The sequence below is a fragment of the Halobacterium wangiae genome (assembly GCF_021249345.1).
Lineage (GTDB): Archaea > Halobacteriota > Halobacteria > Halobacteriales > Halobacteriaceae > Halobacterium > Halobacterium wangiae.
The window spans coordinates 1358055-1379251 of the sequence record NZ_CP089588.1 but is presented as its reverse complement, the minus strand read 5'-3'; the positions used below and the strand labels follow the sequence as shown (position 1 = coordinate 1379251).

The following is a 21197-nucleotide window of genomic DNA, read 5'->3' as shown; positions in this document are numbered from 1 at the left end:
GCCTAGCGCCGCGCGGGCGGGTCGTCGCGAGCGAGCTTCCCGAGCAGGACCCGACGGTCGGCGCCGAAGCGGTAGAGCCGCTCGCGGAGCCAGGCGTAGCCGGGAATCGCACGCAGCACGGCGAACACCGGGCCGAGAACCGGGAAGTCGTGGACGAGCGCGCGCTCGACGGCCTCGCCGCAGGAGTACACCGCGTCGTCCGTGAGGAAGTGCGTGCAGTTCTCCCAGTCCTCTGGGAGCCGCGCCAGCTGGTCCGGTGTGAGCTGCTCGAACCCGACCGTCTCGACGTCGCCGTGCCGGGCAGCCCAGTTCGCACACCACGTGCAGAAGCCGCAGTCGTCGTCGAAGACGACCCGGGGCGGGTGTTCGGGCATGGTCAGTCGAAGCGGCCAGTGACCATCCCACACTCCTCGCAGACCGCGCGGATCTCCGAGCGGTCGTCGGCGAGTTCGAGGTCGTGTGTCGTCTCGCCGCCACACTCCGGACACTCGCGGAGGATCTCGGTGTCGCCGGCGTCCTGGGGCGCGCCGACGGCGAGCGCCCGGACGCGCTCGTCGCCGCGGTTGACCCCGCGCTGGAACTCGCCCGGCGCGAAGCGCACGACTTCGCCGGCCCCCACCTCGACGTCGTCGTCGAGCGTGCGGAACGTGACCGTGCCCTCGAGTACGTAGAAGATCTCCTCCTGGTTCTCGTGGGCGTGGAAGCCGTACGCGAAGCTGTCGCCGGGGGCCAGTTCGTAGACGTTGAGCGCCGCGTCCGTGACGCCGAGCGCGTCGGTCAGCGGGAGGCTCCGGTCGGCGGGCCCCATCCGGGAGTCGAGGTCGTCGAGGCGTACTTTCCGCATGGATGAACGAAGCCGGGGCTGGCGCATAAGCCTACTCGTCGCGCGTGCCGAACGTGTGACCCGAGGGGTTGATACCGCGGGACGACGGAGGTCCAGTATGGCTATCGACCCGCAGTTCACGGAGAACCGAGAGCAGGTGGACACCCACGAGGGCCACGACGTGTGGGGTCCCGTCGAGGAACCCGAGAAACTCGGCATCCACGGCACCCACGTCGCGGTGGACTTCGACATCTGTCTCGCCGACGGCGCCTGCGTCGAGGACTGCCCCGTCGACGTCTTCGAGTGGGTCGACTCCCCCGACCATCCGGAGAGCGAACTCAAGGCCGACCCGGCCAACGAGAGCCAGTGCATCGACTGCATGCTCTGCGTCGACGTCTGCCCCGTCGACGCCATCGACGTCGACGCCGGCCGAACGTAGCGACTGTTCGCGAGCGAAGGCGAGAGAACTGCTCCGGCCGTCCGCGACGGTTACGACCGCTCTATCTCGAGTTGCTCCCGGAGTCGCTGGAGGGTCTCACTGTCCGACAGCTCGTCGAGCCGGTCCTGGAAGTGGTCCTCGCAGACACCGACCTTCACACCGTCCTTGTCGACAGTGACGTCCGCACTCCCGTCGCAGTAGTGACACTGCATGCACGTTGGTTGGGGCTCGGGCTACATGACCCTCACGGCAGAGGAAGTTACGGGAGTCGTCGTCGAACTGCCAGGTACGCCTCGCGGTCGAGACCGGCTTTCCCCAGCGTGCGTTCGTGGGCGTCACTACCCCCCGTAGCGAGCAGGTCGTGGTCGTCGATGGCCGCGCGGACGAGCGCCGCGCCGCCCTCGTCCGGGTCGTCGCCGACCGGCCGGTCGTAGGGGTAGTGGAGTTCGACGGCGTCGAGGACGTCACAGCGCGCGAGCGCGGCCGGGGGGTCCTCGTAGCGCAGCGGGTGGGCGAGGCCGACGAGTCCACACGACTCCGAGAGGAGCGCGACGCCCGTCTCGAAGTCGGGGACGTCGCGGGCGACGAAACAGGGGCCGTCGTCGCCGATGAGGTCGTCGAAGACGGGGCCGATCTCGTCGTAGTCGGTGTCGGGGTGGGCGACGACGCTGCGGGCGACGTGGGGTCGGCCGAGCCCCTCCCGGGGTTCCACGTCGAGAGTGACGCCGAGTTCGGCCTCGACGTTCTCGATGATGCGGCGGCCGCGCTCGACGCGGTCGCGCTGGATGCGTTCGGTCTCGGCGACGAGCGCGTCGGTGGCCCTGACGCCGTAGCCGAGCAGGTCGAGGCGCTGGTCGTCGGCCGCCACGCGGAGCTCAATGCCGTTGACGAGTTCGACGCCGTCCCGTTCCGTGACCGGTGCGTCGAGGTCGGGGTGGAGTCGGTCGTGGTCGGTTATGGCGACCGCCTCGACGCCGGCGTTGCGGGCGGCCGCGGGAACCTCGCCGAGCGCCAGCGTGCCGTCCGAGTTGTCGGTGTGGACGTGGAGGTCCGCGTAGACCATACGGGGGTGGCGACGCGGCGCCACCTAAACCGCCCGGTCCGGCGCGGCGACTAAGGCCCCTAGAACATTCATTATTGTTCATCCAGAACCCTCTTGTAGTTCCTGGGCGACCATCTCGTTGATGACACTCAGAGACACCACCGACGTGCTCGCGGCGCAGTCGTACCCGCTGACGGCCAGCGAACTCGTGGCGGCCTGCGGCGACTACGAACTCGACGAGGCCGACGGCGGCGAGACGCTGCGCGCGCTCATCGAGCGCAGCGGCGACCGCGAGTTCGACAGCGCGCTCGACGCGACGTTCGCGGTGTACGGTGCGGTCGGCGCCGACGCAGTCGGACGGGTCGGCTACAGCGACCGCGACCCGACGCCGATGGGTGTCGACGGCCCCGACCAGGTTTCGTTCTGACCGACGGGTGTGTGAACATCCGTTACATTCATAGGTACCAACTACAAACGTGTGAGTGACTGCCATGTCAATGGGTGCCTATGACGAGGACGAGCACGAGCGCCGCGAGGCAAAGAACAACAACGTCGAGGTTACCGACGACGACACCCGGACGACCTACGAGGGGTCCGTGGAGTTCGACTCGGGCGACTCTGCGGAGGAACTGCTCGACCGGTTCCAGCAGATGAAGAACTGACCCGCCTGTTTTACCGCGCACGACGACGCGACAGTGACCACGGTGTTCTCCACACGATAGCGACGGCAGCGTTCCAGGCCGGCACGACTACCACGCGTGGGGCTGCCAGCCAGCGAGGCGAACTATATAGGCGAACAGTGACACCCGAACCGCTCTGAACGGCCCGTAGCAGTCCGGACACCTCAGAGCAGCCCGGACCCCTATTATAAAGGGGTTTAGTAGATTACCGCCCCGCTTCAGGTGATGACGCGCGACTCAGAGCGTCTGTCCGACCTGGTATCGCGGCGGAGATTCCTGCTGTCGTCCGGTGCCGTCGGAGCGACCGCACTCGCCGGTTGTACCTCGAGCGGCGACGGCGACGGTGACGGGGACACTGGTGGCAGCGGCGGTGACAGTGGCGGCAGCGGGAACGACACGACCGAGGGGAGCGGCGATGACGCACTCTCCGGGGAGGTCGTCAACACCGGCAGCAGTACGGTGTACCCCGTCACGAACGCGATGGCCGAGCGGTTCATGGAGGAGCACCCACAGGTCAACGTCACTGTCGACTCGACCGGCAGCGGCGGCGGCTTCGAGAACCACTTCTGCCCCGGCAACTCGGACATCAACGGCGCCTCGCGCCCGGTCAAGGACAGCGAGGTCGAGAACTGCCGCGGCAACGACGTCGAGCCGATCGAGTTCCACATCGCCGGCGACGCGCTGACAATGGCGGTCAACAACGACGCCGACTGGGTCGACAGCATGACCTTCGAAGAGCTGTCCCAGATCTGGCGCAAGGACGGCGCCCAGATGTGGTCGGACGTCCGCGACGAGTGGCCCGACGAGGAGTTCGAACTGTTCGGCCCGGCCTCGACCTCCGGGACGTACGACTGGTTCAACGCGAACGTCATCGGCGAGGAGTACGAGCACACCGCCCAGCACGAACCCACCGAGGAGGACAACCTCATCGTGCAGGGCATCCAGGACTCGCAGTACGCGATGGGGTACTTCGGGTACGCCTACTACAACGAGAACTCCGACTCCGTCAAGGCCGTGAAGATCGCCGCCGAGGAGGGCGACGAACCCTCCGAGCCGAGCCTCGCGAACGCGAAGGACGGCTCCTACCCGATGGCCCGTCCCCTGTTCATCTACGGCTCGGAGTCCGCGATCCAGCGCGAGGAGGTCTACGAGTTCCTCGAGTTCTACCTCGAGAACGCCGAGACGGACCTCGTCCAGGAGATCGGCTACGTGCCGTCGAGCGTCGAGATGCGCGACGAGAACCTCAGCACGCTCGAAGACGTCTACGAGAACTAGCCGCCGTCGCCTCGACACCGTGACCGCCCCCTATTTCAGATGAGTAACCAAGCCCCATCTCTACAGCTGTCCGGTGGCGAACAGAGCCGAGTCGTCCGCGAGCGGCTGTACCGGTACCTGTTGTTGCTGTGCGCGTCGCTCACGGTGGTCGTCACCGGCAGTATCATCTTCACGCTCGCGTTCGACGCGCTCCAGTTCTTCGAGCTGGTCGACCCGGTCGCCTTCTTCACGGGGACGACGTGGATCACCGCCCGTGACCAGTTCGGCGTCCTGCCACTCGTGACCGGCACGCTGCTCGTCACCGGTGTCGCCGCGCTCGTCGCGATTCCGGTCGGCGTCCTCGCGGCGATATACCTCAGCGAGTACGCCTCCGACCGCGCACGCTCGGTGCTGAAGCCCGCACTGGAGATCCTGGCCGGCGTCCCGACGGTCGTGTACGGCTACCTGGCGCTGATCTACCTGACGCCGTTCCTCCGGACGCTCGGCCTCGACCTCGGGACGTTCAACGTGTTGAGCGCCTCGATCATGGTCGGCGTGATGGTCATCCCGATGGTGTCGAGTCTGAGCGAGGACGCGATGAGCGCCGTCCCCGACTCCCTGCGCCAGGGCGGGTTCGCACTCGGCGCGACGAAGTTCCAAGTGTCGACGAGCGTCGTCGTCCCGACCGCCATCTCCGGCATCTTCGCGTCGTTCATCCTCGCGCTCTCGCGGGCCATCGGCGAGACGATGGTCGTCGTCATGGCGATGGGACTCCGGCCACGGATGCTCGACCTCACCTCGCCGACGTCCAGCCTCCAGGAGTCCGGCCAGACGATGACGTCGGCCATGGTCCAGGCCGTGACGAGCGACGCCGGCGCCGCGTCGCCGACCTACAAGAGCATGTTCGCGCTCGGACTGACGCTGTTTGCTATCACCTTCGTGATGAACTACCTCAGCAACTGGATCGCCGAACGACACCGGGAGGAGTACAACTGATGGCCCAGGAACACCGCTCGGAGGACGGAGAACACCGTTTCACCGGCGAGACCGGCGTCAGCCGACTCCGTGGCCGTCTCTTCGAGGGCGTCACGCTCGCCGCGACCGTCTTCGGGCTGGTGGTGGTCGCCGCGATGCTGGCGTACGTGTTCGTCGACGCCGTCCAGCCGTTCACTGCCGACCCCGGGTGGCACGCCGTCTACGCGGCGACCGTCGTCCTCCCGGTGCTGGCGCTGGCGGTGACGTACTACACGGCCGACGGACCGGCCGGCGAGGTCGCAGTCGCAGTCACCGGGATTCCGGTCGTCGGCCTCGTGGTCGGCGCCGGGCTGGCCGTCCTGTTCATCGAGATCGCCACACCCGCAGACTGGTTCGGACTCGTCGCGGCCCTGTTCGTGGGTGGCGCCGCCGTCCTCGCCCACCAGCGGTTCCGGCCGGCGGCCGCCGTGGAACGGCTGGCCGTCGTCGTCCTGGCGCCACTCGTCGCCGTCCAGGGCGTCCCTGCAGTGAGCGTCGACACGACGCTCACGTCGCCGCTGACGAACACGGAGATCGTCACGGTCAGCTTCGCGACGCCCGACCTGCTGCCGAGCGTGGGCGCGGTGCTCCGTCCGGTGCTGAGCGCGGTCCCGGGCTGGCTACTGCTCCTCGCAGCGGTCACCCTCCCCACGGCCCTGCTGTTCGGTCGCGTGGTCGAGCGTCGCCGGAACGACGACCGCGGCGTTCGCGAGACCGTGGCCGGGTCCCTGCTGGTCCTGACCGTCGGCTCGTTCATCGCTCCGGCGGTTGGGCTGAGCGCGCAGAACTGGGTCCTGCTGGCGACGGCGACGGTCGTCCCGACTGCGGTCTACCTGGAGGGGGTGGTGCGTCGGCGCGAGGGCCGCTCCGGACTCGCGTTCCCCCCGGTCCTCGCCGGAGGCGTCGCCCTCGGGGTCGCGCTCACCGACAGTCTGGGCTTCGCCGGTCCGGACTCCTGGCTGAACTGGGCGTTCCTCACGAGTCCGACGTCGATCACGCCGGAGAAGGCAGGCATCTACCCGCCGCTCGTCGGCTCGGTGCTGATGCTGGCCGTCATCGTCGTCCTCGTGTTCCCGGTCGGTGTCGGCGCCGCCATCTACCTCGAGGAGTACGCGCCCGACAGCGGCCTCCGCGGCCGACTCGTCGACCTCGTCGAGATCAACATCGGCAACCTCGCGGGGGTCCCGTCGGTCGTCTACGGGCTGCTCGGGCTGGCCCTCTTCGTCAAGGAGGTCGGGCTGGCCGGCGGCATCGTCGTCGTGGGCGGCATGACGGTGGGGCTGTTGATCCTCCCCATCGTCATCATCTCCGCACAGGAGGCCATCCGGGCGGTCCCGGACTCGCTGCGGAACGCCTCCTACGGGATGGGGGCGACCCAGTGGCAGACGATACGGAACGTGGTACTGCCACGGGCGCTCCCGGGCATCCTCACCGGCACCATCCTCGCGCTCGGCCGCGCCATCGGGGAGACCGCGCCACTGCTGATGATCGGCGCTGCGGCCTCCGTGCGCCTGGCGCCCAACGGGTTCTTCGACAAGTTCAGCGCGATGCCTCGCCAGATATTCGCCTGGTCGTCGGAGTTCGACCCGGACTTCCGCTTCGGCGTTTTGGCGGCGGGGGTCGTCACACTGGTCGTGGTGTTGCTGTTGATGAACGGGACGGCGATCGTCGTCCGGAACAGGTACCAGCGGAGTGAGTGACGAACGCCGGTCACTCCTCACTCCGACCGCAGTGCGTCCCAGCCGGGCGTCTCTGGCGCTCCCCGCGCCGCCTCCACGCGCTCGCCGAGCGCCGGGTCGGGGTCGTCGCTGTCGGCGCGAGTCGCCCAGTCCGCGACCGCGCGCCCGACCCAGGAGTCGGCGTCGAGAGTCGCCTCGTACGCCTGCTCGCGTTTCGTCGGTTCGACGGCCGTCGTCCCGGGCGCGCTGGCGGCAGCGACGGCGACGAACCGCGCCCGGTCCACGTCGGTGGGTTCACCTGCCACGAGGCGGTCGACGAGGCCGTCCGCCAGGTCGTCGGGCTCCGGGTAGACGAACACCTTCTGGCCGACCGCCTCCGGGCCGAACAGGAGCGCCGCCGTCTCCCCGGGCGGTGTGTCGTCGAGCAGGCGGTCGCCGCCGACGTGTTCCTCGACGCGCTCGCACTCGGTCTCGACGTCGAGCGCGAGGTTGTGGCCGGGGTAGGCCCCGCACTCCGCGGGGTACTCGGGGTCGTCGTGGATGCGACACTGGAGGGTCTCGGGGTCGAGGAACGCGCACGTCGGCAGCCACCGCGGGTCGGTGTCGAACGGGGCGACCGGTTTCGGGACCTTCCGGAGGCCGACGAAGAACGCCGGCTTGCCGGCGACTGCGGCGACCTGGTGGCCGTCCACCTCGACGCTCGGCCCCTCGCGAGCGCGCCAGAGCCGCGGCGTCATCGCGTCCCCCAGCCCCGCGTCGACGAACGCCCGCACGTCCTCGCGCGTGAGCGGCACGAGGTTGTACGTGTCGTCGAGCGGTTCCTGTGGGCCGCGGCGCTCGTGCTCGGGGACGTCCGCGAGCGCGCGCCAGTCCACACAACAGCCGGCGCAGTTCTCGCAGTCCACCTCCATGGTCGCGCGTTCGTGATTGAGGGTGTTCAGAGTACCCCCTGCGGGAGCCAGGGATACTACTTCGAGTAGTGAAAGACGGCTGGCCCCCTCCTGGAGGCGAAAGTGTTTGCCCACCGGACCACAACGAGAGGTATGGCCGAACAGTGCGAGGGGTGTGCCGGGGAGGTCCGACTCGCGGGCGGCATCGCGAACATCTGGACGACCAGCCAGACCAGGACTGGTGGGATGACCCTGGAGTTCACGGACGACACCGAGTTCTTCCTCTGTTTCGACTGCATCGACGCGCTGCCCGACGACCCGGGAGCTGGCGACGTCGACGACCTCCGGGACTGACCGTGGGCTGTCGGCGCACTCGGAAAACGGCTGGCGGCTGCCGGTAGGGGACCTTTCCGCGTCGAGCGCGTACTCCCGCGGGTGAGAACTGACTCGAACCAGTCCAGCGGAGGCAGTACGGTTCCGGGTGGCGCGGCTGGTGGGGTCCCGCAGCGAGCGTCCGGCAGCGGGAGGGACGGGGGATGAGCGTCGTCACCCTCGTCGTCGGCCTCGTCCTGCTCGTCGGGGTCGTGGTCGACCTGCTGTGGACGATCGTCTGGGTGGAGGGCGGCGCTGGCCCGCTGACGGCGCGCCTGATGTCGGGGACGTGGCGGGTGCTGCGGCGCGTTGGGTCGCGGGAGTCGCGGCTGCTCGAGCTCGGGGGGCCGCTGGTGCTGGGGGCCGGGTTCGTCGTCTGGACGGCCGGGCTGTGGGGCGGCTGGACGCTGGTGTTCGCGAGCGCGGGCGAGGCGATCGCGGACGCGTTCGGCGCCCGCACGGTCGGGTGGGGAGACCTCGTCTACTTCACTGGGTACGTGTTCTTCACGCTCGGCAACGGCGACTTCGTCCCGCGCGGGACGGTCTGGCAGGTCGCCACCACGCTCGCGGCCGGGAGCGGGATGCTGTTCGTGACGCTGAGTGTCACGTACGTCCTCTCCGTGCTCGGCGCGGTCACGCAGAAGCGGACGTTCGCGAAGAACGTCAGCGGACTGGGGGAGCGGGGCACGGAGGTGCTCCGGCGGAGCTGGGACGGCGAGCGGTTCTCCGGGCTGCGCGTCCCCCTGAACACGGTCGCGACACAGCTCAACACCCTGACCGCGAACCACATGGCGTACCCCGTACTCCACTACTTCTACACCAGACAGTCCGACCGGGCGCCGACGACCAGCGTCGCGGTGCTCGACGAGACGCTCACGCTGTTCCAGCACGGCGTCCCCGAGGCCGACCGCCCCGGCGCGCTCCTGCTCGCCGAGTCCCGGTCGAGCGTCGGCGAGTACCTCCAGACGGTCGGCTCCGCGTACGTCGAACCGGCCGAGGAAGCGCCGCCCGGACCCGACCTCGACGCCCTCCGCGAAGCGGGCGTCCCCACAGTCTCCGACGAGGCGTTCGCCGACGCACTCGCCGACCTCGAGGAGCGTCGACGGCGGCTACTCGGCCTCGTGCGGTCCGACGAGCACGAGTGGCCGAACACTCGCGAGTCGTAGGCGCCTCGCCGGCCGACCGGCGTCCGTTCCCGGGTCGTCAGTCCTCGTGGACCTCCGCTTCGGGCGCGTTCTGCACCACGCTCCGGAGCCCCTTCCAGGCGTTGTGCTTGCGCGTGTACCCCTCGCCGCTGGTCGCGATGATGTTCCCGTTGCGGTGGCGGAGCCGCCAGCGCCACTCGTCGCCCCGGTCGCGGAACACCTCGAAGCGGGCCAGGGACTGCGAGGCGTCGGCCGCGGCCACCGGGACGACGATGTCCTCGGTCCCTTCGGCGGGCGCCGCCGCGTCGGACGCGTCCGTGCCCGCTGCCGACGTCTCCGCGCCCCCCTCGACGGGTTCGGTCTCGCCCGTGTCGGCTCCGCCCACGTCGCCGCTCGATTCGGGCTGCTGCTCGGCGGGGGCGACGGCCGGCGAACCGTCCGGCGCGGGCCACTCCATCTCGAGTTCGAGGCTCAGTTCGTCGTCCTCGCTCTCGAGTTCTATCTCCAGGGAGATGTCCTCGGGCACGTCGACGGTGACGGCGTCCGCGCCGTCGTCCAGTCGCACCGACCCCGCGAGGATCCCGTCTGTCACGCCGCTCAGTGCCGCTGCGATCTCCTCGCGACTGCCTGTCAGTTCGGACTCGAAGTGGTCTCGGGCCATGAGAGGACCAACGGCCGCGAGCGTGTTAAACTGTAGCAGGCGACTCGCCCGGCCCGGCCGCGCGGTCGTCTTCGAGCGGTGAGGTTAACCCGGCGGCCCGCCTGCCCTCCGACAGTGAAACCAGGTCGCATCGTCGGGGAGTTCCCCGCGCCGGAGTTCCGGGGCGCGCAGGAACAGGCGCTCCGGGACGTGCGCGCGGCCTTCGAGGACGGCAACGACGTGGTGCTGGTGCGCGCGCCGACGGGCAGCGGGAAGAGCCTCGTCGCTCGCGCGATCATGGGGTGTGCTCGCACCGTCGAGGAGGCCGACCCGACGGACGCCACCGGCGCCTACTACACCACGCCACAGGTGAGCCAGTTGGACGACGTCGCGGAGGACGACCTGCTGGACGACCTCAAGCTCATCCGCGGGAAGTCCAACTACACCTGCATCCTCCCGAACGAGGAGACGACGCCGGTCGACCGGGCGCCCTGCGCCCGCGAGCGGGGCTACGACTGCGCGGTCAAACACCGCTGTCCGTACTTCTCGGACCGCGCCATCGCCTCCTCGCGGGACTACGCCGCGATGACGCTGGCGTACTTCATGCGGACCGCCGGGTCGGAGGTGTTCCGGACCCGGGACGTCTGCGTCATCGACGAGGCCCACGGCCTCGCGGAGTGGGCGGAGATGTACGCCACCATCGACCTGAACGACCGCACCGTCCCCGTCTGGGAGGAGGTTCGGGTGCCGGACCTCGACGGCGACGTGGACGCCGCGGTGAACTTCGCCGAACACCTCACGCGGGTCTGCGAGGCGGCCAAGGACGAACTGCTCGGCCAGGACGAACTCACCGCCGAGGAGGCCGGCGAGCGCGACCGCCTCCAGGAGCTCATCTCCGAGTTAAGCTGGTTCGTCGAGGACTACAACGACCCGGAGTCGGCCACGACGTGGGTGGTCGACGCCGACGAGAACGGCGTGACGGTGAAGCCGATGGACCCCGAGCGCTACCTCACGCACACGGTGTGGGACCGCGCGAACCGGCACGCGCTACTCTCGGCGACCATCCTCAACAAGGAGGCGTTCTGCCGGAGCGTCGGCCTCGACCCGTCGAACGTCGCGCTCGTCGACGTCGAACACACGTTCCCCGTGGAGAACCGGCCGCTGTACGACGTCACCCAGGGGAAGATGACCTACGAGCACCGCGACGAGACCCTCCCGAAGGTGGCCGAGACGGTGGTGCGCGTGATGGCGAACCACCCGGACGAGAAGGGCATCGTCCACGCCCACTCCTACGACATCGCGGAGAAACTCGCGGGCCACCTCCGTAAGTACGGGGTCGGCGACCGCGTGCGCACCCACGACAGCGACACGCGGGACGCGGAACTCGAACGCTGGAAGGCCAGCGACGACCCGGAGGTCTTTATCGCCGTGAAGATGGAGGAGGCCCTCGACCTCGCCTACGACCTCTCGCGCTGGCAGGTGCTCTGCAAGGCGCCGTTCCTCAACACGAACGACTCCCGGGTCGCCGCCCGCCTCGCCGACGGCCAGTGGGCGTGGTACTACCGCACCGCCCTGCGGACAGTCATCCAGGCCTGCGGACGGGTCGTCCGCGCACCAGACGACCAGGGCGCGACGTACGTCGCGGACACCAGCATCCTCGACCTCTTCGAGCGCGCCCGCACCGACATGCCGCCGTGGTTCCGCGAGCAGGTCGACCGGATGAGCGTCCCAGACCTGCCCGAGGTGGACGTCGACGCCGCGCTCGGCGACACGACCGGCGGCGTCGATCAGGTGGAAGCCCCGTCCACGGGTGGAAACGCGACCGAGAACAGCGGCAGAACTGCGACTGGCGCGTCGGCAGAAAGCGACGGCGCTGACGACGAGGACGAGCAGCCGTCGGTGTCCGGACCGATGGCCGATGTCTGGAACACCGAGTAGGCGGCCGGCCGCCTCAGATGAAGGAGAGCCCGTACACTATCGAGGAGCCGAGCATCAGCACCGTCAGGAAGACGGCGAGCACCTGCTGCCGGGTCATACTGGAACTGTAGCACTGTCGACCCAAAGACCTGCTGGTCAGTCCACGCGGGCGTCGAGGACGACGTGGTAGACGCCCTCGCTGTGGGACTTCACCCGCCGCACCGCCTCGACGTCGACGTCGCGGCCGGCGCGCTCACAGCCCTCGCGGAGCGCCGTCTCCGGCCTGTCCGGGAGTTCGGTCTCGGGCGCGACGGCGTGCGCGTGGAGCGTGCCACCCGAGACCAGGTTGTCGAGGGCCGCCGCGAGGTAGCCCGGGTCGTCACCCTCACCGTGGACGGGGCCGCCGCCGAGCGCGTCGTAGTAGCCCATCACGACCCGGTCCGCCGTCGTCTCCACGTCGCGGCAGTCGCCGAGGAGACAGTCCAGTCGGTCGGCGACGTCGTTGAGCTGTGCGTTCTCCGCGAGGAAGCGGAACGCCTCGGGGTTCGTCTCGACGGCGGTGACGTCGGCGCCGGCCCGCGCCATCGGGAGCGCGAAGTAGCCGACGCCCGCGAACATGTCAAGCACGCGCTCGCCGTCGCCGGTGACCTCGCCCATGCGGACGCGCTCGGCCTCGTTCCCGGGCGCGAACATCACGCGAGCGAGGTCCATCGCGTACCGCGTGCCGTGTTCGGTGTGGACGGTCTCGGTGTCGCCCGCGCCCGCGACGACCGCCACGTCGGGTTCGCGGTGTTCTCCGCTGACCCCACGGCGGTCGAGCACGGTGTCCGCCTCGCCGTGGAGGTCGAGCAGCGCCTCGCCGACCTCCTCGGGGCGGGGGCAGTCGCCGAACGACGCGAGGAGAACGGTCCCGATAACCGCCCACGAGGAGGGCGCACGGGCCAGTTCCTCGTCGCTCCAGCCGCGCTCGCGGAGGAGCGCGTCGAGGTCCGGGGAGCGCATCTCGGGATCGTGCTGCTCGACGACACGTTCGAAGGCCGTGGTCTGCGGGCGTTCGGTCACCGGGAGTTCGACGCGCTCGGCGTCGTGCTCGCTGACCTTCCGGGCGTCGTCGTAGACGCCCTCCGCTTCGAGGGCCGCGATGCGGTCCTCGGCGTCGGGTTTCGGGACGACGACGGCGAGGTCCGTCACGCTTCGGGGAGGACGTGGAGGCCGGCGCGGGACTTCAGTGCCGGGACGGTGCTGGCGTCCTCGTCGACGTAGTCCGGTCGCGGCACGGTCTTCGACTCGAACGTCTCGGGGTCGAGGATCTGGACTGAGTTGTCGTCCTCGACGGTGACGACGGTGGCCTCGGCGGCGTCCTCGCGGGCGCCGAGTTTCCGGGCCTCGGGACTGTCGCCGTCCTCGTAGCTCGCCTCGTACGGCTCGCCGGTGGTGACCCGGACGCCCTTCAGGTTCCCACGCACGGAACGCACGAGCACCGGGCCGCCGTCGTCGTCCGCGAGGTCGATGACGTCGCCGGGCTTGAACTCCGGGAAGCGGACCGCGTACGTCACCCGGTACACCTCGTTGCCGTCCTCGTCCTCAGTGACGAGCGTCTCGTGGTCCTCGAAGCCGCCGCCGAACTCCTCGACGAGTTTCCGGGAGAGCTTCAGCCCGATCTTGTTCGTCGAGAGCTTGATGTCGATGCCGGACTCGGCGTCCGTGATCTCCGTGACGAATGCGTTCCGGTCGCCCGTCGACTCCATGTCGGCGACGATGCTGTGGGCGAGTTCCTCCGCGCGGTCGGTCTCCTCGCTGGTCGGGTCGCGGCCGTTCGCCCGCACCTGCACCGTCGAGGCGTAGTAATCCCCGGCGATGCGGCCACAGCGCGTGCACGTCTGGCGGCTCACCTTCACTGGCACGACGACCTCCTCGGTCTGGACGGTGCCGCGGACGGTCCCCGAGAAGAAACAGTGCATCCTGATGGAGTTCTCGTCGAGTTGCTCCGGGCGCACCTCCCACTCGACGTCCTCGGCCTCGACGTGGACGCCGAGGGCTTCGCTGGTCTCCTCGATGGCGACGTCCGTGTAGTCCATGGCGCCGACGTCCACCCAGCGGTTGCCGCGGTAGACGGCGCCACAGCGCGCACACACCCGGACCTCGATGCGGTCGGGCGCGTCCACGAGGTCGAAGTCGGAGAAGTAGCAGGCGTCACAGAGCGAGCGCTCGCGGCGAGTGGCCCCGTCGCCGTCCTCGGCGATGGGGTCGCCACAGCGCGGGCAGAAAGAGGTCCCTGCGTCGGTCATACCGCGCCGTAGGCCGCCGACCGTGTTAAGTCGCCCGTCACGACCGGGGCGGTCCGCCGTCAGTTCCACTGGAACGGCTGCTGGACCTCGATGGTCGCGTCGTCGCCGTGGTCGTTGACGGTGACCGCGACGTGCTGGGCGGGCGTGGTGACGACGACGGTGTCGTTCGCCCACGTGTCGTCGATGCGGACTGCGACGTTGTAGACGCCGGTCTCCGCGAGGTCGACGGACCGCGTGAGTTCGCTCCCCTGGACGGTCGTCGTCTCGGTGGCCACCTGCTCGCCGCGGTGCTCCACGCGGAAGTGGACCTCCGTCGGCTGTGGCCCGTCGATGGACGTGTGATCCGACTGCACGCCGAGTTCGTGTTCGAGGTCGCGGCGGGGCAGTTCGAACGTCGCGTGCTCGACGTCCTGGTAGTCGAGGTGGACGGCGGTCGCGTTCCCGAGGTCGCCGTCCGTCTCGAACTGCACGCGCTCGTTCTCCCCGCCCGCGTCGGGGAGCGTCGTGTCCACCGTCACCGTGTACGGCCCCGGCTCGTCGAACGTCGCGAGTTCCGCGTACAGGCCGTCGCCGTCGGAGGCGACGGTCTCCGAGAGGAGTTGCTCGCCGTCCCGTTCGACGGTCACCGTCGCCTCGTACTCGTGGCCGCCGGTCTCGGAGGCGAAGACGAGTTCGTGGCGGTCCGGAGAGTCGAGCGTCGTGGTCTGCTCGCCGCCACCGCCGGGGAGCATCGAACAGCCGGAGAGCAGTACCATCGCTGCGAGGACCGCTGCGAGCCGTCTGGAGGGCATCGGCACAGAGGAGTTGGACGACAGCAATAAAGGTACCCCTGCCTCCGACCCCCAGTTTCACTTTCAGTCCGGTGTATACGAGCCTTTATACGGTGGAGGGGCCAAGCCAGGAGTACATGCCCGAAGCAGACCTCGAGGAACTCCCCGGTGTCGGTCCCGCAACCGCAGAGAAACTCCGAGAGAACGGATTCGAGTCGTTCCAGAGTCTCGCCGTCGCGTCGTCCGGCGAACTCGCGAACGCCGCCGACGTCGGCGACAGCACCGCCGCGGACGTCGTCCAGGCCGCCCGCGAGGCCGCCGACGTCGGTGGCTTCGAGACCGGCGCGACGGTGCTCGAACGCCGCGAACAGATCGGGAAGCTCTCGTGGAACGTCCCCGAGATCGACGAGATGCTCGGCGGCGGCGTCGAGACCCAGTCGATCACCGAGGTGTACGGCGAGTTCGGCGCCGGCAAGTCCCAGGTGACTCACCAGCTCTCCGTCAACATCCAGCTCCCCCAGGAGCACGGCGGCCTCCACGGTCGCGCCGTCTTCATCGACTCCGAGGACACGTTCCGCCCGGAGCGCATCGACGACATGGTGCGTGGCCTCTCCGAGGAGCAGCTCCAGGCCGCGATGGACCAGCGCGAGATCGAGGGGACCCCCGACGACGAGGAGGCGATGGAGGAACTCGTCCAGAGCTTCCTCGACAAGATCCACGTCGCGAAGGGGTTCAACTCCAACCACCAGATGCTCCTCGCCGAGAAGGCCCAGGAGATCGCGGGCGAGTTCGAGGACGACGAGTACCCCGTCCGCCTGCTCTGCGTGGACTCGCTGACTGCGCACTTCCGCGCGGAGTACGTCGGCCGTGGCGAACTCGCGGACCGTCAGCAGAAGCTCAACAAACACCTCCACGACCTCGACAAGGTCGGTAACCTGTTCAACGCCGCCGTCGTCGTCACGAACCAGGTGCAGTCCAACCCCGACTCGTTCTTCGGCGACCCGACGAAGCCCATCGGTGGCAACATCCTCGGGCACAAGTCTACGTTCCGCATGTACCTGCGGAAGTCGAAGAACGACAAGCGCATCGTGAAGCTCGTCGACGCGCCGAACCTCGCAGACGGCGAAGCCGTCATGCGCGTCCAGGACGGCGGCCTCAAGCCGGAGTAGCGGTCACTGCCGCGACGGCCCCTCACCCGGCGCGTAGACGGTTATCTCCGGCGTGTCGCCGTCGAGGCCGACGAACAGTTTCTCCCCCGGGTCGGAGAGGACGACCGTCCGATTCTCCCAGCGCTCGCCGTGCGACCCGCTGACCGCCACGTGGTAGACGCCGGTCTCGGGGAGGTCGGCGAGCTCGACTGCCTCCGTACCCTGCCGCTCGACGGTGTCCGAGAACACAGTCTCGCCCTCGTAGGACACGACGACGGTCGAGGCGATCTCCATGGGGATGTCCTTCTTGAAGTACAGCGGCTCCGCCATCTCCTGTTCTGGCAGTGAGTGGGACTCGAAGGAGATTCCGAGGTAGGTCACGTCGACGACCGTCTCGGTCCCCAGCGTCCCGTTCAACTCCGCCCGTTTGCTCGTGTTCCCGCTGCCGGCGGCCGGAATCGTCGTGTTCACCGTCACCGTGTACGGCCCCGGCTCCTCGACCTGGCCCAGTTCTGCGAACGTCCGGCTGCCGTCGCTGGACACCGTCTCCTCGTGGATCACGGACCCGTCCTTCTCGACGGTCAGCGTCGCCTCGAACGCCGCACCACCGGTATCGGAGGCGAACGAGAAGGAGTGGTACGCCGGGCCGTCCGGCTCCACGTCGCCGCCACCACCCCCGCCGCCGGGGAGCATCGAACAGCCGGAGAGCAGTACCATCGCTGCGAGAGCCGCTGCGAGCCGTCTGGAGGGAATACGGGTTCGACTGCGCGGGTAGAGACTAAAAGTGTTTGCCCGCGAGGATGACGGCGAGTTCGTGCTCGCCGCCCGTCTGTGGCGTCAGGCGCCCTCGACGGCGTCCAGGGCGGCCCGGCGCTTCACGACGACGTCGTCGATCCGTGCCTTCTTGTCCTCCGGGTCCTGGAGGTCCCGCAACCAGTAGAGCGACGCGTAGAACTCCACGAGGGCCGCGACTTCGCGCTCGGAGAGGTGGCCCAGTTCGTCCGCGTTCGCCTCGTAGACGACCGGCGTCTCGACGGCCGTCGTCACGGCCTCGTACGCCCCCGACTCGACGAGGTCGTCGAGGTAGTCCAGTGACTGTAACTCGTGGGCGAGCGCGACGCGGAGTCGTGCGGTCGCCGCGCGCTGGCGCCGCCAGAACACGAAGTACGACCCGGCGGCCGTGGCGACGGCGCCGACCAGCGCGCCGAGGACGAACCCAGGGACAGTCGGCTGTCCGACCATACCAGACGTAGGCGACGAAAACGGAAGAAAGCGCGGCCCGCGGCCTCAGTCCTCGGTCGTCGTCTGGTCGACGTCCGCCTCGCCCTCGTAGATCCGTGCGCCGTCCTGGACGACCTTCTCCGCGAGCACCGCACACTTGATGCGCATCGGCGTCACCTCGACGCCGAGCAACTCGAGGACGTCGTCGCGGTCGAGGTCGGCGACCTCGTCGAGGGTCATCCCCGGGAGCTCCTGGGAGAGCATGCTCGCCGACGCCTGGCTGATGGCACAGCCCTCGCCGCGGAACGCCACGCGCTCGATGGTCTCGCCGTCGTCCTCGAGGACCACGTCGAACTCCAGTTCGTCGCCACAGGAGGGGTTGTACCCCTCGTGGCTGAACGTCGGGTCGCCGAGTTCGCCGTGGTTCCGGGGGTTTCGGTAGTGGTCCAGAATCTGCTGCCGGTACATGTCCGAGCCCATACTCATCTTGGCTGCTGGTAGGGCAGAACGACCTAAAAGCGTTCCGCGCGGCAGAGACGGGACCCGCTCAGTGGAAAATCTCACGAGCGGCCTCGACGCCCTCGACGAGCGCGTCGACCTCCTCCTTCGTGTTGTAGAGGTAGAAGGAGGCGCGCGTGGACGCCGGGATGCCGAGTTTCTGGTGGAGCGGCTGCGTGCAGTGGTCGCCAGCGCGGATGGCGACGCCGTGGTCGTTGAGGATGGTCGAGAGGTCGTGGGCGTGGATGCCGTCGACATTGAACGAGACGACGGCGCCGCGGTCGTCGCCCGGCGGGCCGAGGATGTCGACGTCGTCGGCGTCGAGTTGCTCGTAGGCGTACTCGGTGAGGTGTTCCTCGTGGGCCTGGATGCGCTCCATCCCGACGTCGTCGAGGTAGTCGACGGCCGCCGCGAGCGCGATGCCCTGCGCGATGACCGGCGTTCCGGCCTCGTACTTCCAGGGGAGGTCCGCCCACGTCGACTCCTCGAAGGTGACGCGGTTGATCATCATGCCGCCGTAGAGGTGGGGCTCCATCTCCTCGAGGAGGTGGCGCTTGCCGTACAGGCAGCCGATGCCGGTCGGGCCGAGCATCTTGTGCCCGGAGAACGCGTAGAAGTCCGCGTCCATCGCCTCGACGTCCACGGGGCGGGTGGGAGCCGCCTGCGCGCCGTCGACGAAGAACAGCGCGTCGTGGTCGTGGGCGAGGTCCGCGAGGTCGGCGACGGGGTTGACGGTGCCGAGCGTGTTCGAGACGTGGACAGCGTTGACGAGCTGGGTGTCGTCGGTGATCAGCTCCGCCGCGGCGTCCATGTCGAGGTAGCCGTCCTCGTCGACGGGGATGTACTTCACCTCGGCGCCCGTCCGTTTGGCGACCTGCTGCCACGTGACGAGGGAGGCGTGGTGTTCCATCTCCGTGAGCACGACCTCGTCGCCGGGGCCGAGTTCGTTCAGCCCCCACGCGCCCGCGACGAGGTTCTCGGACTCCGTGGTGTTCTTCGTGAACACCATCTCCTCGCGGCCGTCGGCGCCGACGAACTCCGCGACCCGGTCGTGGGCGTCCTCGTAGGCGACCGAGGCCTCCTGGCTCAACTGGTGGATGCCGCGGTGGACGTTCGCGTTGTACGTGCGGTAGTAGTCCGCGATGACGTCGACGACCTGGTCGGGCGTCTGTGCGGTCGCCGCGTTGTCGAGGTAGACGAGGCCCTTCCCGTCGGCCACCTCGCGCTCGAGGATGGGGAAGTCCTCGCGGATAGCCTCGACGTCGAGCGGCGCCTGTTCGCTCGCTTTCATTGCTCGGAGGTAGGGAGTCCGGCTTCAACTGTCCTTCGGTGCCGGGGAAGATGGGGAGTAGTTGGATAGAGCGAAGTCGGCTTTGTGGGCAGTTACACTACCCAGAAAGCCCCGGGGCTGTGGACTCGGGAGGCTCGCTGCGTTCCTCACTCCCCCCGGTCGTTTCGGTGCTAGCGTCGCCTGCCATCGTCCACAGCCTCGCCCCTTTCAATCCGCCCGTTGTCAGCTGGCTAGCCGTTAGTGGGTGGGAATGAAAGGGGCGGCCGTCTCGGGGAAGACGGGCGACGCAAGCACGCGACCGAAGGGAGCGCGCGCAGCGAGCCCCTCGACCCGAGACGGCCGGGGCTTTCTACACGTCGTAGAACTGCACCCAGAAGCAGAAACCACCGAATCCCAGCCAGAACGGAACTACAGACGCATGAACTGGGCGTGAACGGTTCCGTCGAGGTCCAGAACGTTGCCCTCCTCGACGTAGCCCTCCTCGATGGCGATGTCGACGACGGCGTCGCCGACGAGGTTGGCGACGTTCGCGCGAGCGAGCGAGTCCCGGACGGTGGCCTCGTCGGCCTCGTCGCCGCCGTAGAACTCCTCGTTGACCGTGAACTCCACCTCGCCGTTCTCGAACGTCTCGCCGAGCACGTCCGCGTCACAGGCGGTGACGAGCAGGCCGCGGTCGGTCCGTCGTTCGGTGAGGATCATTCCTGGACGAGGTCGCGCTCCTTGGCCTCGCGGAGTTCCTCGGCGTGTTCGGCGACCTGCTGGGCCTCCTCGTCGCGGCCGAGCGCCTCGAGCGCGCGGGTCTTCTCCTCGTAGACGTCGGCCTGCTGGAAGCCCAGGCGGATGGCGTTGTCCAGGGCGTCGAGGGCCTGTTCGTGGCGGGCGCTCTCGTTCTCGATGAACCCGAGGTTGTACCACGCCTGCGGGAGCCGTTCGTTCGCGCGGACGGCCTTCTCGGCGTGGTCGTAGGCCTGCTCGTCCTCGCCGAGTTCCCAGAGCGCGTACGCGAGGTTCGTGTGGGCCTCGGCCTCGAAGTCGCCGTCCTCGGCGACGAACAGCGCCTCGCGGTGGGCTCCGACGGCGTCGTCCCACTCCTCCAGCTGGCCGTGGGCGATGCCCTTGTTCACCCACGCCTCCTGTTCGAGGTCCTCGTCGTCGGTGAACCGGGCGGCGCGCTCGAAGGCGTCGACGGCCTGCTCGTGGCGGTTGATGCCGAGGTAGCTCAGGCCGACGTCGACGAGTTCGTCGGCGTCGACGTCGTCGTTCTGCGTGACACGCTCGTCGAGGGTGTCCGTGACGACGCGCGTGTCGACCGGGTCGACCTGCGACGGGTCGACTTCCAGCTCGGGCGGGTCGAGGTCGAACCCCTCGTAGGGGTCGTCGAACCCCTGCCCCTCGGAGAATTCGTGGTCGTGGTCCTCTCGGTCGGTCATGCGAGCGGATAAGAGAGGCGGGGGGTTAAGGGCAACGCACGCCGAACGTCGGGTATGCGGCTGTTCGTCAGCGTCGACCTGCCCGACGCGCTCGCCGACGCACTGGGGGACGTGCAGGACGAACTCGCTGACGCGAGCGGGCTGAACTTCGTCGACCCCGAGCAGACCCACGTCACCCTGAAGTTCCTCGGCGACGTCCCGGAAGCGCGCGAGGAGGCGGTCGGCGACGCACTCGGTACCGCCGTCGAGGCTGCGGACGTCGAGCCGTTCGACGCCACGTTCGAGGGACTGGGCGTGTTCCCGAGTCTGGACTACATCTCGGTGGTGTGGCTCGGCGTCGGCGACGGCAGCGCGGAACTGACCGCACTCCACGAGGCCGTCGAGCGAGTGTACGTCGAGGAACTCGGCTTCGAGCGTGAGGACCACGAGTTCACGCCCCACGTCACGCTCGCACGGATGGAGCACGCCGGCGGGAAGGACCTCGTCCAGGACGTCGTGCGGGAGCGCCACCCCGAGGTCGGAACAGCACGCGTCTCCGAGGTCCGGCTCACGGAGAGCACGCTCACCCCCGACGGGCCGAACTACGAGACGGTGCGCGTAGTCCGGCTCTGAGCCGGCCTCAGAAGAACAAGGTTTTAACGTCGGCGGAGGTAGAA

26 protein-coding genes are annotated in these 21197 nt (G+C 68.8%); 11 read left to right on the top strand and 15 right to left on the bottom strand.

Going from position 1 to position 21197, the window contains the following annotated elements; all coding sequences use genetic code 11:
• Positions 1-2: 2 nt before the first annotated feature.
• Positions 3-374 (bottom strand): thiol-disulfide oxidoreductase DCC family protein, encoded by a 372-nt coding sequence (locus tag LT965_RS07550; RefSeq protein ID WP_232703409.1) that lies wholly within the window; start codon positions 372-374, stop codon positions 3-5.
• A 2-nt stretch (positions 375-376) separates the two neighbouring features.
• The gene (locus tag LT965_RS07545; protein ID WP_232703408.1) at positions 377-844 is read right to left on the bottom strand and encodes a cupin domain-containing protein; all 468 of its coding nucleotides are present in this window, start codon (positions 842-844) and stop codon (positions 377-379) included.
• 97 nt (positions 845-941) lie between these two features.
• Between LT965_RS07545 and LT965_RS07540 the strand changes: the two genes are divergently transcribed.
• Positions 942-1262, top strand: coding sequence for a 4Fe-4S dicluster domain-containing protein (locus LT965_RS07540; RefSeq protein WP_232703407.1), 321 nt, complete (start codon positions 942-944; stop codon positions 1260-1262).
• A 50-nt stretch (positions 1263-1312) separates the two neighbouring features.
• On the opposite strand, the gene LT965_RS07535 is transcribed toward LT965_RS07540, so the two are convergent.
• Positions 1313-1474 carry a DUF6757 family protein gene (locus LT965_RS07535; RefSeq protein ID WP_009486969.1) on the bottom strand — a complete coding sequence of 54 codons (162 nt, stop codon included), beginning with the start codon at positions 1472-1474 and terminating at the stop codon, positions 1313-1315.
• 47 nt (positions 1475-1521) lie between these two features.
• A complete protein-coding gene (locus LT965_RS07530; RefSeq protein ID WP_232703406.1) occupies positions 1522-2325 on the bottom strand; it encodes a PHP domain-containing protein in 804 nt (267 codons plus the stop codon).
• A gap of 121 nt (positions 2326-2446) precedes the next feature.
• Here LT965_RS07530 and LT965_RS07525 point away from each other — a divergent pair, with 121 nt between their 5' ends.
• From LT965_RS07525 to pstA, 5 genes are all read left to right on the top strand, one after another.
• Complete coding sequence (locus tag LT965_RS07525) at positions 2447-2731, top strand: DUF5789 family protein (RefSeq protein ID WP_232703405.1); 285 nt, start codon at positions 2447-2449, stop codon at positions 2729-2731.
• A 64-nt stretch (positions 2732-2795) separates the two neighbouring features.
• The gene (locus tag LT965_RS07520; protein ID WP_232703404.1) at positions 2796-2966 is read left to right on the top strand and encodes a DUF5786 family protein; all 171 of its coding nucleotides are present in this window, start codon (positions 2796-2798) and stop codon (positions 2964-2966) included.
• Positions 2967-3209: 243 nt separating this feature from the next.
• On the top strand, positions 3210-4259 hold the full coding sequence (locus tag LT965_RS07515) for a phosphate ABC transporter substrate-binding protein PstS family protein (RefSeq protein WP_232703403.1): 1050 nt from the start codon (positions 3210-3212) through the stop codon (positions 4257-4259).
• A gap of 39 nt (positions 4260-4298) precedes the next feature.
• A complete protein-coding gene (pstC, locus tag LT965_RS07510; RefSeq protein WP_232703402.1) occupies positions 4299-5234 on the top strand; it encodes a phosphate ABC transporter permease subunit PstC in 936 nt (311 codons plus the stop codon).
• Positions 5234-6952 carry a phosphate ABC transporter permease PstA gene (gene pstA / locus LT965_RS07505; RefSeq protein WP_232703401.1) on the top strand — a complete coding sequence of 573 codons (1719 nt, stop codon included), beginning with the start codon at positions 5234-5236 and terminating at the stop codon, positions 6950-6952. The genes pstC and pstA overlap by 1 nt, the downstream gene beginning before the upstream one ends.
• A 17-nt stretch (positions 6953-6969) precedes the next feature.
• Here the strand turns inward: pstA and LT965_RS07500 are convergent, their stop codons facing one another.
• Positions 6970-7842 (bottom strand): YkgJ family cysteine cluster protein, encoded by an 873-nt coding sequence (locus LT965_RS07500; protein ID WP_232703400.1) that lies wholly within the window; start codon positions 7840-7842, stop codon positions 6970-6972.
• A gap of 132 nt (positions 7843-7974) precedes the next feature.
• On the opposite strand from LT965_RS07500, the gene LT965_RS07495 reads away from it, so the two are divergent.
• Together LT965_RS07495 and LT965_RS07490 are read left to right on the top strand one after the other, a co-directional pair.
• On the top strand, positions 7975-8175 hold the full coding sequence (locus tag LT965_RS07495; RefSeq protein WP_232703399.1) for a DUF7561 family protein: 201 nt from the start codon (positions 7975-7977) through the stop codon (positions 8173-8175).
• 182 nt (positions 8176-8357) lie between these two features.
• A complete protein-coding gene (locus tag LT965_RS07490) occupies positions 8358-9359 on the top strand; it encodes a potassium channel family protein (protein ID WP_232703398.1) in 1002 nt (333 codons plus the stop codon).
• 37 nt (positions 9360-9396) lie between these two features.
• On the opposite strand, the gene LT965_RS07485 is transcribed toward LT965_RS07490, so the two are convergent.
• Positions 9397-9999: an amphi-Trp domain-containing protein gene (locus LT965_RS07485; protein WP_232703397.1), complete on the bottom strand. Its 603-nt coding sequence runs from the start codon at positions 9997-9999 to the stop codon at positions 9397-9399.
• Between the two features lie 114 nt (positions 10000-10113).
• Here LT965_RS07485 and LT965_RS07480 point away from each other — a divergent pair, with 114 nt between their 5' ends.
• Positions 10114-11916 (top strand): helicase C-terminal domain-containing protein, encoded by a 1803-nt coding sequence (locus LT965_RS07480; RefSeq protein ID WP_232703396.1) that lies wholly within the window; start codon positions 10114-10116, stop codon positions 11914-11916.
• A 135-nt stretch (positions 11917-12051) separates the two neighbouring features.
• Here LT965_RS07480 and LT965_RS07475 read toward each other — a convergent pair whose 3' ends face one another.
• The 3 genes from LT965_RS07475 to LT965_RS07465 are packed head-to-tail and all read right to left on the bottom strand — an operon-like array spanning position 12052 to position 14974.
• Positions 12052-13086: a class I SAM-dependent methyltransferase gene (locus LT965_RS07475; RefSeq protein WP_232703395.1), complete on the bottom strand. Its 1035-nt coding sequence runs from the start codon at positions 13084-13086 to the stop codon at positions 12052-12054.
• Positions 13083-14183, bottom strand: a complete 1101-nt coding sequence (locus LT965_RS07470) for a 60S ribosomal export protein NMD3 (RefSeq protein WP_232703394.1) — start codon at positions 14181-14183, stop codon at positions 13083-13085. The genes LT965_RS07475 and LT965_RS07470 overlap by 4 nt, the downstream gene beginning before the upstream one ends.
• Before the next feature lie 59 nt (positions 14184-14242).
• Positions 14243-14974, bottom strand: coding sequence for a hypothetical protein (locus LT965_RS07465; protein ID WP_232703393.1), 732 nt, complete (start codon positions 14972-14974; stop codon positions 14243-14245).
• A 116-nt stretch (positions 14975-15090) separates the two neighbouring features.
• On the opposite strand from LT965_RS07465, the gene radA reads away from it, so the two are divergent.
• Positions 15091-16122, top strand: coding sequence for a DNA repair and recombination protein RadA (radA, locus tag LT965_RS07460; protein WP_232703392.1), 1032 nt, complete (start codon positions 15091-15093; stop codon positions 16120-16122).
• 3 nt (positions 16123-16125) lie between these two features.
• On the opposite strand, the gene LT965_RS07455 is transcribed toward radA, so the two are convergent.
• The 6 genes from LT965_RS07455 to LT965_RS07430 all read right to left on the bottom strand — a co-directional run bounded on the left by LT965_RS07455 (position 16126) and on the right by LT965_RS07430 (position 20541).
• Positions 16126-16818 (bottom strand): hypothetical protein, encoded by a 693-nt coding sequence (locus LT965_RS07455; protein ID WP_232703391.1) that lies wholly within the window; start codon positions 16816-16818, stop codon positions 16126-16128.
• A 120-nt stretch (positions 16819-16938) separates the two neighbouring features.
• A complete protein-coding gene (locus tag LT965_RS07450; RefSeq protein ID WP_232703390.1) occupies positions 16939-17343 on the bottom strand; it encodes a hypothetical protein in 405 nt (134 codons plus the stop codon).
• A 45-nt stretch (positions 17344-17388) separates the two neighbouring features.
• On the bottom strand, positions 17389-17808 hold the full coding sequence (locus tag LT965_RS07445; protein WP_232703389.1) for an iron-sulfur cluster assembly scaffold protein: 420 nt from the start codon (positions 17806-17808) through the stop codon (positions 17389-17391).
• 61 nt (positions 17809-17869) lie between these two features.
• Complete coding sequence (locus LT965_RS07440) at positions 17870-19111, bottom strand: aminotransferase class V-fold PLP-dependent enzyme (protein ID WP_232703388.1); 1242 nt, start codon at positions 19109-19111, stop codon at positions 17870-17872.
• 408 nt (positions 19112-19519) lie between these two features.
• Positions 19520-19810 (bottom strand): DUF424 domain-containing protein, encoded by a 291-nt coding sequence (locus tag LT965_RS07435; RefSeq protein WP_232703387.1) that lies wholly within the window; start codon positions 19808-19810, stop codon positions 19520-19522.
• On the bottom strand, positions 19807-20541 hold the full coding sequence (locus LT965_RS07430; RefSeq protein WP_232703386.1) for a tetratricopeptide repeat protein: 735 nt from the start codon (positions 20539-20541) through the stop codon (positions 19807-19809). The genes LT965_RS07435 and LT965_RS07430 overlap by 4 nt, the downstream gene beginning before the upstream one ends.
• Before the next feature lie 54 nt (positions 20542-20595).
• Between LT965_RS07430 and thpR the strand changes: the two genes are divergently transcribed.
• Positions 20596-21153 carry an RNA 2',3'-cyclic phosphodiesterase gene (gene thpR / locus LT965_RS07425; RefSeq protein WP_232703385.1) on the top strand — a complete coding sequence of 186 codons (558 nt, stop codon included), beginning with the start codon at positions 20596-20598 and terminating at the stop codon, positions 21151-21153.
• Positions 21154-21197: the final 44 nt, after the last annotated feature.